12 protein-coding genes are annotated in these 12,898 nt (G+C 63.3%); 6 read left to right on the forward strand and 6 right to left on the reverse strand.

All coding sequences use genetic code 11. From position 1 onward, the window contains the following. Positions 1 to 15 precede the first annotated feature (15 nt). A complete protein-coding gene (gene dnaG, locus XH83_RS06410) occupies positions 16 to 2,028 on the forward strand; it encodes a DNA primase (RefSeq protein WP_194406189.1) in 2,013 nt (670 codons plus the stop codon). Positions 2,029 to 2,405: 377 nt separating this feature from the next. Continuing rightward, a complete protein-coding gene (gene rpoD / locus XH83_RS06415; RefSeq protein ID WP_194406190.1) occupies positions 2,406 to 4,550 on the forward strand; it encodes an RNA polymerase sigma factor RpoD in 2,145 nt (714 codons plus the stop codon). Between the two features lie 102 nt (positions 4,551 to 4,652). Here the strand turns inward: rpoD and XH83_RS06420 are convergent, their stop codons facing one another. Beyond that, entirely contained in the window at positions 4,653 to 5,723 is a 1,071-nt protein-coding gene (locus XH83_RS06420) for a reverse transcriptase domain-containing protein (protein ID WP_194406191.1), read from the reverse strand. An 852-nt stretch (positions 5,724 to 6,575) separates the two neighbouring features. On the opposite strand from XH83_RS06420, the gene XH83_RS06425 reads away from it, so the two are divergent. Beyond that, a complete protein-coding gene (locus XH83_RS06425; RefSeq protein WP_194406192.1) occupies positions 6,576 to 6,953 on the forward strand; it encodes a DUF393 domain-containing protein in 378 nt (125 codons plus the stop codon). A 74-nt stretch (positions 6,954 to 7,027) separates the two neighbouring features. Here the strand turns inward: XH83_RS06425 and XH83_RS06430 are convergent, their stop codons facing one another. The 4 genes from XH83_RS06430 to XH83_RS06445 all read right to left on the reverse strand — a co-directional run bounded on the left by XH83_RS06430 (position 7,028) and on the right by XH83_RS06445 (position 9,672). Further along, the gene (locus tag XH83_RS06430) at positions 7,028 to 7,264 is read right to left on the reverse strand and encodes a hypothetical protein (protein WP_014492112.1); all 237 of its coding nucleotides are present in this window, start codon (positions 7,262 to 7,264) and stop codon (positions 7,028 to 7,030) included. A 480-nt stretch (positions 7,265 to 7,744) separates the two neighbouring features. Further along, positions 7,745 to 8,083, reverse strand: coding sequence for a hypothetical protein (locus tag XH83_RS06435; RefSeq protein WP_194406193.1), 339 nt, complete (start codon positions 8,081 to 8,083; stop codon positions 7,745 to 7,747). Between the two features lie 119 nt (positions 8,084 to 8,202). Further along, positions 8,203 to 9,144, reverse strand: coding sequence for an OmpA family protein (locus tag XH83_RS06440; protein WP_194406194.1), 942 nt, complete (start codon positions 9,142 to 9,144; stop codon positions 8,203 to 8,205). A gap of 117 nt (positions 9,145 to 9,261) precedes the next feature. Further along, the gene (locus XH83_RS06445) at positions 9,262 to 9,672 is read right to left on the reverse strand and encodes a hypothetical protein (RefSeq protein WP_246776421.1); all 411 of its coding nucleotides are present in this window, start codon (positions 9,670 to 9,672) and stop codon (positions 9,262 to 9,264) included. A 288-nt stretch (positions 9,673 to 9,960) separates the two neighbouring features. Between XH83_RS06445 and XH83_RS06450 the strand changes: the two genes are divergently transcribed. Beyond that, positions 9,961 to 10,767 carry a lytic transglycosylase domain-containing protein gene (locus XH83_RS06450; RefSeq protein WP_194406195.1) on the forward strand — a complete coding sequence of 269 codons (807 nt, stop codon included), beginning with the start codon at positions 9,961 to 9,963 and terminating at the stop codon, positions 10,765 to 10,767. A 19-nt stretch (positions 10,768 to 10,786) separates the two neighbouring features. Here the strand turns inward: XH83_RS06450 and XH83_RS06455 are convergent, their stop codons facing one another. Further along, positions 10,787 to 11,617, reverse strand: coding sequence for an SDR family oxidoreductase (locus XH83_RS06455; protein WP_194406196.1), 831 nt, complete (start codon positions 11,615 to 11,617; stop codon positions 10,787 to 10,789). 120 nt (positions 11,618 to 11,737) lie between these two features. Between XH83_RS06455 and XH83_RS06460 the strand changes: the two genes are divergently transcribed. Both XH83_RS06460 and XH83_RS06465 read left to right on the forward strand, forming a co-directional pair. After that, positions 11,738 to 12,112: a response regulator gene (locus tag XH83_RS06460; protein ID WP_194406197.1), complete on the forward strand. Its 375-nt coding sequence runs from the start codon at positions 11,738 to 11,740 to the stop codon at positions 12,110 to 12,112. Positions 12,113 to 12,210: 98 nt separating this feature from the next. Further along, complete coding sequence (locus tag XH83_RS06465) at positions 12,211 to 12,822, forward strand: LysE family translocator (protein ID WP_194406198.1); 612 nt, start codon at positions 12,211 to 12,213, stop codon at positions 12,820 to 12,822. The last annotated feature ends 76 nt before the right edge of the window (positions 12,823 to 12,898 follow it).

Here is a 12,898-nt window from a genome sequence, read left to right on the forward strand (position 1 = left end):
CCAGAAATCAGCATAATGCGCTTCACGCCCCAATTCCTCGACGAGCTTCGTGCCCGGCTTTCGGTCTCCGAAGTCGTGGGCAAGCGCGTGAAGTTGAAGAAGGCGGGGCGGGAGTGGAAGGGGCTGTCGCCGTTCCAGCAGGAAAAGACGCCGTCCTTCTACGTCAACGACCAGAAGGGCTTTTACCACGACTTCTCCTCCGGCAAGCACGGCGACATCATCTCCTTCGTGATGGAGACCGACGGCGTGCCGTTCGCCGAAGCCGTGGAGCGGCTCGCGGGCATGGCGGGCCTGGCGCTGCCGGCGGTGACGCCGGATGCGGCGCGGCAGGAGCAGCGGCGCCGCACGCTGCATGACGTCATGGACCTCGCCGCGACCTATTTCGCGGAGACGCTGGCCTCGCGCCTGGGTGCCAAGGCGCGCGGCTATCTCGCCGACCGCGCCATCTCGCCGGCGACGCAATTGCAGTTCCGCCTCGGCTATGCCCCGCCGGATCGCTTCGCGCTGAAGGAGCATCTCGGCAAGCTCGGCGTGTCCGTCGACGACATGGTCGAGACCGGCTTGCTGGTCGCCGGCGACGACATCCCCGTGCCTTACGACCGCTTCCGCGATCGCGTGATGTTTCCGATCACGGATTTGCGCGGCCGCGTCATCGCCTTCGGCGGGCGTGCGCTGGAGAAGGACGTACCGGCAAAATACCTGAATTCGCCGGAGACGCCGCTCTTCCACAAGGGCGACAATCTCTACAACCACCAGACCGCACGCAAGGCGACCCATGACGGCGCATCGCTGATCGTGGTCGAAGGCTATGTCGACGTCATCGCGATGGTCACCACCGGTTTTCCCGGCGCCGTCGCGCCGCTCGGCACCGCGCTCACCGAAAGCCAGCTCGCGCTGCTCTGGAAGATGGCGGACGAGCCGATCCTCTGCTTCGACGGCGACCGCGCCGGCCAGAAGGCGGCGTATCGCGCTGCGGATCTTGCCTTGCCCTATCTCGCGCCCGGGAAGAGTCTTCGTTTCGCGCTGCTGCCGGAAGGGCAGGACCCCGACGATCTCGCACGCTCCGGCGGGCGCGGCGCGATCGAGGAGGTGATTGGAGCGGCCCGCCCGCTCGCCGACATGATCTGGTCGCGCGAGCTCGAAGGCGGCAATTTCGCTACCCCTGAACGCCGCGCCGCGCTGGAAGCGCGCATCAAGGAGCTGACCAACGGCATCCGCGACGAGGTGGTGCGGCGCTATTACCGCGACGAATTCGTCGAGCGGCTGCAGCGCGCCTTTGCCCCCGAAGGCGGGCGCGGCGGCTTCGGCGGCCGGGGCAATTTCCGCCAAGGCCAGGGCGGCGGCCGCGCCTTCCAGCCCAGGGGCGGCGGCGCGAATCGATTCGGCGGTCAGGGATTCGGTGGAGGCCGCCGGGGGCCGGCCGGCCCCACCCCGCTACCGTCAGGCCCCTATCAGGCGGCCAGCCCCCAGCTGGCGGCCAGCCCGATCATGAGGGGACAGCGCAGCGCCATCTCGCGCCGGGAGGCCCTGATCCTGCAAATTCTGATCAACCACCCCTGGCTGCTGCACGATCATCTTGAGGAAGTCGCGGCCCTGGAGCTCGCCCATCCCGAAGTCCACAAGCTCCGGGCCGGCATCATCGCCGCCTTCGCCAACGACCACCACCATTCGCCTGATCCCGAAGAGCAGGCCGAGAAGATGCGGTCCGATCTCGAAAAGGGCGGATTTGCGCAAGTTCTTCAAAGGGTTGAGAGCGGCATCACCACCGCGGCGGTGTGGGGCGCGCGCGAGGGCGCGGCACGGGACGACGTTCTCTCCACCTGGCATCAGCTCGTTGCCTTGCATCGGCAATGGCATTCACTACTTAGGGAGTTGAAGGACGCCGAGCTGGCCTTGGGGGAGGACCCCAGCGAGGCCAATTTGGCGTGGCTGCGTGACGTCAAGGCCCGGATGGCCGAGGTCGATGGCACCGAAGCCCTGATCGAGGGTTTTGGCGAGCTGTCGGGCCGGTTCCAGAAGAGCGTGTGAAGAAAAGAATCATGCGGACGGCCGGGGCCGGAACCGCTAAAAGACTCGCCAAATCTTGGGTTTGGCGGCAAAAACAGGGTTAATCGAGGCTTAACGGTCTTGTAGCACTTTGGCCATCAGGCGGCCGCAGGCAGAACAGACGCGTCAGGAATGAATCCGCGCAATCGCTGTTGGCACTTCACCTGCATCCGCTGCGACAAAGAGGCTGACGAAGCGTTAGGCAATTCCGGCGAGAGAAGGTTGGGGGTGGCGATAGACATGCGCGCCGCCCTTTCCGTGTCGAGAGCTGCCGAAGCGAGAGCGTCGGGCAACAGGTTCATGTGAATTCACGCGGACGCGGCGCAGCGTCCTGCATGAAGCGCGTTTAGGAGCAATGGATGGCCACCAAGGCAAAGACGCTGCAGGCGAAGGACAAGGAAAAAGACGACAAGGCAGCGGACGCGCCGGAGAAGGATTCCCAGGACGCGCCCTCGCCCTTGCTCGACCTGTCCGACGCCGCCGTGAAGAAGATGATCAAGCAGGCCAAGAAGCGCGGCTTCGTGACCTTCGATCAGCTCAACGAAGTCTTGCCGTCCGACCAGACCTCGCCCGAACAGATCGAGGACATCATGTCGATGCTCTCGGACATGGGCATCAACGTCACCGAAGCCGACGATAGCGAAGGCGAGGAAGAGAAGGACGAGGGCGGCGAGGACGAGACCGACAACGAGCTCGTCGAAGTCACCCAGAAGGCCGTCACCGAGGTCAAGAAGAGCGAGCCGGGCGAGCGCACCGACGATCCCGTGCGCATGTATCTGCGCGAGATGGGCACGGTCGAGCTGCTCTCCCGCGAAGGCGAAATCGCCATCGCCAAGCGCATCGAGGCCGGCCGCGAGGCGATGATCGCAGGGCTCTGCGAAAGCCCGCTGACCTTCCAGGCCATCATCATCTGGCGCGACGAGCTCAACGAAGGCAAGATCTTCCTCCGCGACATCATCGATCTCGAAGCCACCTATGCCGGCCCCGACGCCAAGGGCGGCATGAACAACGCGATGATATCAGGTCCCACCGGAGAGAACGGCGAAGCTCCCGCCGAGGGCGGCCAGGCCGTCGGCGCGCCTGCGCATGTCGCCCCGCCCGCCGCGCCGCCGTCGCCGACCCCGTTCCGCGCCGCGCCCGCCGCCGGCAATGTCGGCGAAGGCAAGGATCCCGGTGAATCCGCCGCCGAAGCCGACATGGACGAGGACGACGAGTTCGAGAACCAGATGTCGCTGGCGGCGATCGAGGCCGAGCTCAAGCCGAAGGTCGTCGAGATCTTCGACAAGATCGCCGAGAGCTACAAGAAGCTGCGCAAGCTGCAAGAGCAGGACATCCAGAACCAGCTCGAGAGCACCTCGCATGGGCCCTCGCTCTCGCCGCACCAGGAGCGCAAATACCGCAAGCTCAAGGACGAGATCATCGTCGAGGTGAAGTCGCTGCGCCTCAACCAGGCGCGTATCGATTCACTGGTCGAGCAGCTCTACGACATCAACAAGCGCCTCGTCTCGCATGAGGGCCGCCTGATGCGCCTTGCCGACAGCCACGGCGTCGCGCGCGAGGACTTCCTGCGCAACTATACCGGTTCTGAATTGGACCCGCGCTGGCTCAACCGGGTGTCAAAACTCTCGGCCAAGGGCTGGAAGAACTTCGTCCACCACGAGAAGGACCGCATCAAGGACCTTCGCCACGAGGTGCATCAGCTCGCCGCCCTCACCGGGCTCGAGATCGTCGAATTCCGCAAGATCGTGCACTCCGTGCAGAAGGGCGAGCGCGAAGCCCGCCAGGCCAAGAAGGAGATGGTGGAAGCCAACCTCCGTCTCGTGATCTCGATCGCCAAGAAGTACACCAACCGCGGCCTGCAGTTCCTCGACCTGATCCAGGAAGGCAACATCGGCCTGATGAAGGCGGTCGACAAGTTCGAGTATCGCCGCGGCTACAAGTTCTCGACCTACGCCACGTGGTGGATCCGCCAGGCGATCACGCGCTCGATCGCCGACCAGGCGCGCACCATCCGCATCCCCGTGCACATGATCGAGACGATCAACAAGATCGTGCGCACCTCGCGCCAGATGCTCAACGAGATCGGCCGCGAGCCGACCCCGGAAGAGCTCGCCGAGAAGCTCGGCATGCCCTTGGAGAAGGTGCGAAAAGTTCTCAAGATCGCCAAGGAGCCGCTGTCGCTGGAGACGCCGGTCGGTGACGAGGAGGATTCGCATCTCGGCGATTTCATCGAGGACAAGAATGCGATCCTGCCGATCGACGCCGCGATCCAGTCGAACCTGCGCGAGACCACGACGCGCGTGCTCGCCTCGCTCACCCCGCGCGAAGAACGCGTCCTGCGCATGCGCTTCGGCATCGGCATGAACACCGACCACACGCTGGAAGAAGTCGGCCAGCAGTTCTCGGTGACCCGCGAACGTATCCGCCAGATCGAAGCGAAGGCGCTGCGGAAGCTGAAGCATCCGTCTCGGTCGCGGAAGCTGCGGAGCTTCTTGGATAACTAATTGGGATTCAGCCCGGGCTCGACTCGGCCATTCATCCAAACGAAAGCGGCGGGGGTAAGCCCGCCGCTTTTGTTTCTGGATGGGGAATTTGCCTAGCTCGAACTAAGCGAAAAGATCGCTATTAGTTTCGTCGAAATCGACATGGCTCATACCAAGAAATTTTCGTTGGTCGTCGGTTAAACGAGAGAGAGCCTTTTCTCCGAAAAGATCGAGAAAAATATCACCAATTATCTTTCGCGATGTCCCCCGGAGCGCGGAATCAAGTGAGACGAAGTTGTGAGCACCTTTGTAAATCGAGAAGTATGCTGAAATCGAATCCCAAACGTCGATGATCGTCTCTTGAAAATTGCTGTCTGCTTTCATGCGGGCCTGGATGGTGTATTCGTCCTCTAGCTTGCGCGCGATTTTTTGAATCTGTTTGGTGGCAACTCGCCAGACAGCCTGCTTATCATCTCCGACTCTGACAATTTCTCTGCCAAGGAAATCGATTGGATCGTCTGGGCCGAGAAGCTGCGTCTTGGACACATCGCTCATGCCAGGGATTGACAAGCTAATGCGAGCCAGAGCGTCGCTGATTATCTTATGGCCTTTTTGGGCTTCTTGTTTGGTTTCAAAAAATGCCGCTATGTCATCCGCGTAGCGGACCATTCTCACGCCAAGATACTCCATACGACTGTCAAATTCTGAAAGTACTAAGTTCGCCAAGATTGGCGACAGCGGCATTCCTTGTCTTATGCCATGCCCAAGCTGTATGCCGTGCTTTGAAATTTTGGCGCGATTCCAGATCGTGGGCTTCACCTCACAATCAATGAACTTGGAGATTATGGGAACGAGACTGTGCTTGCCGAGTGCTTTGCCCACGCGAGCTTTGAGATATTGGCGCGGTATTCTGTCAAAGAAGGACTCGATATCAGTCTTGAGGCACCAATCGTAAGATTGCCGATATCCTACAGTCGCTTTAATGGCGGCTTCCGTTCCTAGGTCGCGCAAAAAGCCGAACGACGATGAATTGTATATTGGGAATTTTCGGTTCTTATCGAGATAGAAGATGATCGCTCGTTGGACGAGACGATCGCACACCGTAGGGATGCAGATCATTCTTTCTTTTTCCGAGTTCGGCTTCGGAATAAAGACAGCCTTTAACTGTGATGGCCCATATTGGCCCTGCTTCAATCTGCGAGCGAGTATGGCGAGATTGTTGTCTAGGTTCGCAGCGAACGCTGAGGCGGTTATGTTGTCGACTCCCGGTCGACCAGCACTCGGAGAGGAATCTCGAGACTCGTTCCAAGCCAACCGCAGCTTGGACTTTGAAAGGATTCTTGTTGGTCTCGGCGTCATGCCGTTCGCACAAGCTCAGGATCGAGGATGTTGGTGCACCTAAGCTTGCTAGAACTGGCACCACCAGATGGTCAAAGACGCATCTGCTGGGTCTTGGAGCTTTGCAGCTGCCACGCTTGCGCGCGACACGCTCGGCTCGTGACAGATCACCGTCGTCTGGTCAATGGCGACAGTGAAGCCGCCACCAGATCCGGTAATTAGGTTGTTCGCCAGGCAAGTTCCCGCGAGCAGCGAAAGAACAAACCATGTACGAACGGTATCGGCCCACCGTCCCCGCTCTTTCGGCGCTCCGTCACAATTATCAATAGTCCGCCTCTTAGCGTTACGCACCACGGACATTGACACCTCCGTTGTTCTGCCGTGCCACCAGATGGTCAAAGACGCATCTGCTGGGTCTTGGAGCTTTGCAGCTGCCACGCTTGCGCGCGACACGCTCGGCTCTTGACAGATCACCGTCGTGAGGCCGCTTTCGGAAAAGAAGCGATTGCCAACATTGTGAGAGCTAGGATCGAGATCCGATTCGCGCAAGAGTTGAACGGAAGCCGACGCAAAATTGGTTGGGTTTTCCAACTTTTTCACAGGCGGAAGTAAGCTGCTACCTCACCGACGGCTTCGCCCCAACCCGTTCGGTATGCTCACTCGCATCTGGCTCTCTCTAACAAATCTTCCGACGTGAAAGGCCCACTGATGCCTACCCGTCTCACCGTCTACTACAACACCCGCTGCCCTGTCTGCGACGCTGGCATCGACCCGCAGCGCAACAAGCTGCCGGCGCTGGTGCGCGCGGGGACTGTCGAGTTCAGGGACATCAACGAGCAGCCTGATGCGCTGGCGCATTTCGGCGCCTCGCTCGACGACATCAGGCGTCGTCTGCAGGCGACCGATGAAGCCGGCCGGCTCATCGTCGGTGCGGATGTCGCGGTTGCGTTGTGGCGGCTAACGCCGGGGGAGGAGTGGCTTGCGGCGCTGTTCGGCAATCGCGTGGCGCTGCCGGTCACGCGGTTCTGCTACGATCGGTTTGCCGATCTGCTGTTTGCCTGGAATAGATGGTGCGGGCGCTGGTGAGCGCCGGCTGGAGCATGATCCGGAAAAGTGTGAAGCGGTTTTCCGATGAGATCATGCTCAAACAAAGGGTCGCCCTACTTCTTCTTCACCCCAACCCGCTCGATCCGCTTGATCTCCAACGCGGGCCGGCCGCTCTTCTCCGCGATCTCGCGGTCCTGCTCCATGATGAAGCCGCGCGCGGGTTCGTCGCCGTCGAGGCCGCCGAGCAGCTCGGAGGGCACGCGGCGGTTGGAGCGTTGGGAATCGTCTTCATAGAAGACGTTGAAAAAAGCGAATTCGCCTTTGGGATTGGTTCCGGGTTTCTTGGCCATGGCGGCTTGTCGTCGATAGAGGCGCCATAGTCAAATGACTTTGCGCAGGGCCCCGGGGGCGGTGGGAAGCCGTGGCCGCGGACCCGCCGTGTCACAAACCCGGGATCGAGAGGCGCTCGCCTCAATAAACGGCGGGCCGAAGCCCGCCGTCTATTTTTGGTCTTCAGTGTCGCCCGGGGCTGGCGGGGCGACAACCTAAAATAGAATGTTATAGAAAGCGCGCTGCGATGGCAAGGCAAATCAGATGATGCCGATGTCGCAGCGAGCGCATCAGATATGCGTTGGCTACGATGTGTGATGTGTCGCCACATCGAAGCAATTATTCGGATTGGCAAACCACTTTGTTCATCTTCGCGGGCGCGCGATGCAGCGCATGTGGAGCGCGCCATTGCCGGACGGGTGCGCCGGCCTGCACATGCTCCCGCCTGCGTGCAGATGATGTGATCAGCGTGTGAGGCGAGTTCCATCGCCGCGCGGTTCTCATTGCATGCGCGGGCGCTGCGCCACCTCCTGCACGGCGAGCCGCGATCCGTGCCCGCCGCCCTCGTCGTTATTCTCCTTGCGCCCTTGCGCCATGATCGCGCTGCCCATCGCGGCCGAGCCGAAGGTGATGAGGAAGGAGGCCAGCAGCAGCGCGAGCGCGATGCCGGGAGAGCTGTCGGCGAAGATCAACTCGCGCAGATGTCCTGGATTGAGCCAGAGCAGCCCGCCGACGAGAAGCGCGGCGGCGCAGGCGCCGATCGCGAGGTTGATGGCGAGCAGGCGGAGCAGGGGGATGCGGAGGAGGGCGCGCGTTGGCTTGTGCTGATGGTCGGGCATGGCCTGTTGCCTCAGACTTTGTCGAGCCCGGAATGACGCCGAGAGAGGATGTGTGCGTCCATCCCTCTCACGTCGTGCATACCGCGATATTGACCCGCATCAAACTCGCACGCAATGCTTTACGGCGCCACCAGCTCCACCCGCCGGTTCAGCGCGCGGCCGGCATCCGTCGCGTTCGGGCCGACCGGTGCCAGCAGGCCGACACCGGCGGTGCGCAGGCGTTGCGGGGCGATCCGGAAGCTCTTCGTAAGCTCGGCCGCGACCGCTTCCGCGCGGCGCTTCGACAGATCGAGATTGTATTCATAGGCGCCCTGGCTGTCGGTGTGGCCGACGATGAAGACATTGAGCTGCGGCTGGCTCGCCAGCAGCTTTGCGATCTGCTCCAGCGTCGGACGGCTTTCCGGTTTCAGCACGGCCTTGTCGGTGTCGAAATAGATGCCGTAGAGCGCGATGTGGCCGGTCTCGCCAAGGCCCTTCGCCATCGCGGCGGCGTCGACCATCTTGTTCGCGATGGCGCCGAGCTCGGCGACGGTGACCTGCGCGGTGATGTCCTGGTTGTTCTGGCTGACGATGACGCTGGCATAGGTCTCGCGTCCGCCTTCGACCTTGCGGCCGGCGAAATAGCGATAGTTGAAGCCGTCGACCCACATCTGCGGCACCGGCAGCGTGTCGATGCTTTCGGTGAAGGGAATGGCGCCGCAGGCTTCGGTGTCGCAGGCCAGCAGGGTCTCGAAGCCCGCTTTGGCAAGCTGCGTCTCGAAATTGCGCGACACTTCGAGGATCGAGGGACCGGGGTTGGTGCGGTAGGCGATACGGACGATGCGGCCCTCGAGCCGCCGCGCGTCGGTCGGCTGGCCGTCCCTGAAGACCGCCGCCTGGATCCGCGTCGCATCGAAATCCTTCACCACATAGCCGGTGACGACGCTGCCGGCGAACCGGCCGATGCCGGGATAGTCGCGCGCGCCCGCCACGTCGCGCGTCTGCGCGGAGGCGGGGATGGTGGACAGGCAGAGCAGGGCGGCAAGGACGAGCATTCCCGGGACGGTTTGCGGTGCGGGCATCGGCACTCTCTGTCGGTTGCGGGGGCTGGGGCGCAAGACGTTAGTCTCGCGCGCCGCCCTGCCGGTTCTAACCGACGGACCGTTTCCGCTTCCATTGCGCCGGAACTTGCCGTCTGCCTACGCGGCCGGCGCGGCCCGGCCGGCGGCCGTGCGCTCCTGCGCGGCCTGCTGGCGCTCCATCATGGTCTGCCACAGCGCTGCGATGCTCACTTGCGTCTGCGGCGCGATCAGGCAATGGCCTTCATTGTCGAAGCTGCAGAACCGCACGAGAGGATCCTTCTTCACCTCGATCAGCGCCTGGTTGATCATCTCGAGGCACGTGATGACCGCGTTGATATCAGGCAGGCGGGTGTGATGCAGGATGTCCATCAGGCGGAACGTCATCACCGCGGGCTGGCCGAAGCTGATGCCGGGACGGCCGAGCTCGAGCAGCACGTTGACCGCTGGCAGCACGCCCCTGATGTGCTCGAGCACGCCGGCGACGTCCTCCACGCTGCAGGCGACGAGATGGGAGGCTTGCGGCGGCATGGTCACAGGCGCGCGGGGCTGAGGCCGAGCGAAGAGATCACCTCCTGCTCGATCCATTGCCGCACCGCTGCGGGCGCATTGCGGATCTGCTCGGCGGTCAAGGTAATTCCGGTCATGAACGCGTCTCCTCGGAGGCTTTCCTGGTCGCCTGCAATCTAGGAAGAAGGGCGTGAGACAGTTTGATGCGGATCAAGCATTGCGCTTTCAGGCTTTGCGCTTTGACCCTTGCGGCTTTCCCGGGCATGATCCGCGCGCTGCTTCGCGCTTTTCTCCAAGGGATTTTTCCATATGCTGAGACTGCTTCTCGCCGCCGCGTCCGTCCTGTGTCTGGCCGGTGGCTCGGCGCAGGCCGCGCGCTGCGGCGGCGACTTCAACAGCTTCGTCGCCACCATGGCGCAGGAGGCACAGGCCGCCGGCGTCTCGGCGAGCGTGACCAGCGCGGCGCTCAGCGGCGTGACCCCCGATGGCGCGGTGCTCGCCTTCGACCGCCGCCAGCGCCACACCTTCAACAAGAGCTTTGAGCAGTACGTCTCGACCCGCGTCGGCCCGGGCCGCATCAATGGCGGCCGCGCGCTGCTGCAGCGCCACGCCGCGCTGCTCTCGCGCATCGAGCAGCAGTTCGGCGTGCCACGGTATATCCTGGTCGCGATCTGGGGCCTGGAAAGCGATTTCGGCAAGGGCGACATCGGCAAGATGCCGGTGGTCCGCACGCTGGCGACGCTTGCGCATGATTGCCGCCGCACCGATCTGTTCCAGGGCGAGCTGCTCGCCGCCTTGAAGATCGTGCAGCGTGGCGACCTGCCGCTGCGCGACCTCATCGGCGCCTTTGCCGGCGAGATCGGCCAGACCCAGTTCCTGCCGTCGTCCTACATCAAATACGGCGTCGATTTCGACGGCGACGGCCATGTCGACCTCCGCCACAGCGTCCCCGACGTGCTGGCCTCGACCGCCAATTTGCTCCACACCAACGGCTTCAAGATGGGCCAGCCCTATGGCGAAGGCACCGCCAATTTCGAAGCGATGCGCGAGTGGAACAGGGCGGTGGTCTACCGCAAGACCATCGGCTATTTCGCCGATCGGCTGGCGGGGCAGTGACGCCGTCACGCCCCCGGCGTCACGTCCCCTTCGCCATCTTCTCCAGCTTCCGTTGCAACGGCGCCCAATAGGTGCCCGGGCGAAAGCGCTGCAGCAGGTCCATGAAGCGGGCGTCGTTGCCGATCAGGATGCGCGGCTCGTTCTTCTCGATGCCCTTGATGATGCGCAGCGCAGCGTCCTTCGGCGTGGTCTTGGCCGCGTTCTCGAACCGCTCGATCGACTGCGCGCGACGGGCATTGTCGGTGACGCCGACACCGGTGCGCGAGTTGCGCGCGATCGCTGTGGCGACCCCGCCGGGATGCACGACCGACAGCTTCACGGGGCTTCCTGCAACCACGAGCTCATGCCGCACGCTCTCTGAAAAGCCACGCACCGCGAACTTCGCCGCCGCATAGGCCGACTGTCCCGGCGGCGCGATGATGCCGAAGATCGAGGAGAGGTTGACGATATGCGCCTCAGGCCTCGTCTTCAGATGCGGCAGGAAGGCGCGCGTGCCGTGCACCACGCCCCAGAAATTGATGTCGAACAGCCAGTCCATCTGCGCCTGGTCGATCTCCTCGAACGAGCCCATCAGCGCCACGCCCGCATTGTTGACGACGATGCCGAGCTCCGGATGCGCGGCCGTCGCCTCGCTCGCGAACCGCGCGATGTCGGCGGGCTCGCCGACGTCGACGCGATGCACGCTGACCTTGCGGCCTCGTCCGATCTCGGCCGCGAGCGTCTTCAGCCCGGCCTCGTCGCGATCGGCGAGCGCGAGATCGCAGCCGCGCCCCGCCAGCTCGATGGCCAGCGCCCGGCCGATGCCACTGGCCGCTCCCGTAATGGCGGCCGCGCCGCGAATCGCTGTCATGATGTCCCCCGTCAAGGCCCGATCGATGGAACTATGCTTTACATTTTTTCAGAATGGAACCGAACCACATGGGAATTTGCTCCTTAACGTACGTTACGCAAGCGAGCATTGGAGACGCAGATGGGACAAGCGCAACCATTTCGTGCCACCGCGCTGATCGTGGAAGACGATGTCATGCAGCGTGAGATGTTGTGCCTCCTGCTCGAAGAGAGCGGCTACCAGGTCATCCAGTGCGAAAGCGCCGAGGCCGCCGAGCTCGTGCTCGAGAAGAGCGCCGGCGCGCTTTGCCTGATGTTGACCGACGTGCAATTGGCCGGCCGCATGAACGGGGTCGAGCTCGCTCATGTCGCCAAGGATCGCAATCCCGGCCTCGACGTCGTGGTCACCTCCGGCCGACCGTTGATGCAGCCTTTGCCCGAGGGCGCAAAATTCTGGGCCAAGCCCTGGGCGCCGCTCGACGTGCTGCGCGAAGCCGAGATCGCACAGCTGTCGTGAGGCCTCGCTTCGCCGTTGCGCGGGGGTGATGGAGAGAGACTGAAGGCCCTGCTGAGGCGTGACTTCCCTGCCGCGATGGGCGGTGATAGCGTCCGCCCATGTCCTGGTCCTTCCTGCTCACCTCGCTCATCGTCGTCGCCTCGCCCGGCACTGGCGTCCTCTACACGCTGGCCGCCGCGCTGACGCGCGGCTCGCGCGCCAGCCTCGCCGCCGCCTTCGGCTGCACGCTCGGGATCGTGCCGCATATGTGTGCCGCGATGCTGGGGCTCGCCGCGGTGCTCCACACCAGCGCGCTCGCCTTTGCCGCGCTGAAATGGGGCGGGGTCGCCTATCTGCTCTACATGTCCTGGCAGGCGCTGCGCGAGAGCGGGGCGCTTTCGGTCGAGGGTGACATCAGCGAGCGTTCGAGTGGCCGCGTCATCGTGACAGGCTTCCTGATCAACATCCTCAATCCGAAGCTGTCGATCTTCTTCCTCGCCTTCCTGCCGCAGTTCATCGCCGTGGACGAGGCCCATGTGCTGGCGCGCATGCTGGAATTGAGCGGCGCCTTCATGGCGATGACCTTCGCGGTGTTCGCCGTCTACGGCCTGTGCGCCGCCTCGGTGCGCGAGCACGTCATCTCCCGCCCGCGCGTCATGGCCTGGCTGCGCCGCAGCTTTGCGGCCGGCTTCGCCGCGCTCGGCGCCAAGCTGGCGTTTGCGGAGCGGTAGTCTTCTCCGGCCAATAAAAAAGCGGGCCTCGCGCCCGCCACCTCTTACCCGACGCCCGGGCGGAGCGAGGCTCCAC

Source organism: Bradyrhizobium sp. CCBAU 53351 (assembly GCF_015291745.1).
Classification (GTDB): Bacteria; Pseudomonadota; Alphaproteobacteria; order Rhizobiales; family Xanthobacteraceae; genus Bradyrhizobium.

Excerpts from the sequence above, each read along its gene's own strand:
- dnaG (WP_194406189.1), top strand. The coding sequence starts at position 16 with ATGCGCTTCACGCCCCAATTCCTCGACGAGCTTCGTGCCCGGCTTTCG.
- rpoD (WP_194406190.1), top strand. The coding sequence starts at position 2,406 with ATGGCCACCAAGGCAAAGACGCTGCAGGCGAAGGACAAGGAAAAAGAC.
- XH83_RS06425 (WP_194406192.1), top strand. The coding sequence starts at position 6,576 with ATGCCTACCCGTCTCACCGTCTACTACAACACCCGCTGCCCTGTCTGC.
- XH83_RS06430 (WP_014492112.1), bottom strand. The coding sequence starts at position 7,264 with ATGGCCAAGAAACCCGGAACCAATCCCAAAGGCGAATTCGCTTTTTTC.
- XH83_RS06435 (WP_194406193.1), bottom strand. The coding sequence starts at position 8,083 with ATGCCCGACCATCAGCACAAGCCAACGCGCGCCCTCCTCCGCATCCCC.
- XH83_RS06440 (WP_194406194.1), bottom strand. The coding sequence starts at position 9,144 with ATGCCCGCACCGCAAACCGTCCCGGGAATGCTCGTCCTTGCCGCCCTG.
- XH83_RS06445 (WP_246776421.1), bottom strand. The coding sequence starts at position 9,672 with ATGCCGCCGCAAGCCTCCCATCTCGTCGCCTGCAGCGTGGAGGACGTC.
- XH83_RS06450 (WP_194406195.1), top strand. The coding sequence starts at position 9,961 with ATGCTGAGACTGCTTCTCGCCGCCGCGTCCGTCCTGTGTCTGGCCGGT.
- XH83_RS06455 (WP_194406196.1), bottom strand. The coding sequence starts at position 11,617 with ATGACAGCGATTCGCGGCGCGGCCGCCATTACGGGAGCGGCCAGTGGC.
- XH83_RS06460 (WP_194406197.1), top strand. The coding sequence starts at position 11,738 with ATGGGACAAGCGCAACCATTTCGTGCCACCGCGCTGATCGTGGAAGAC.
- XH83_RS06465 (WP_194406198.1), top strand. The coding sequence starts at position 12,211 with ATGTCCTGGTCCTTCCTGCTCACCTCGCTCATCGTCGTCGCCTCGCCC.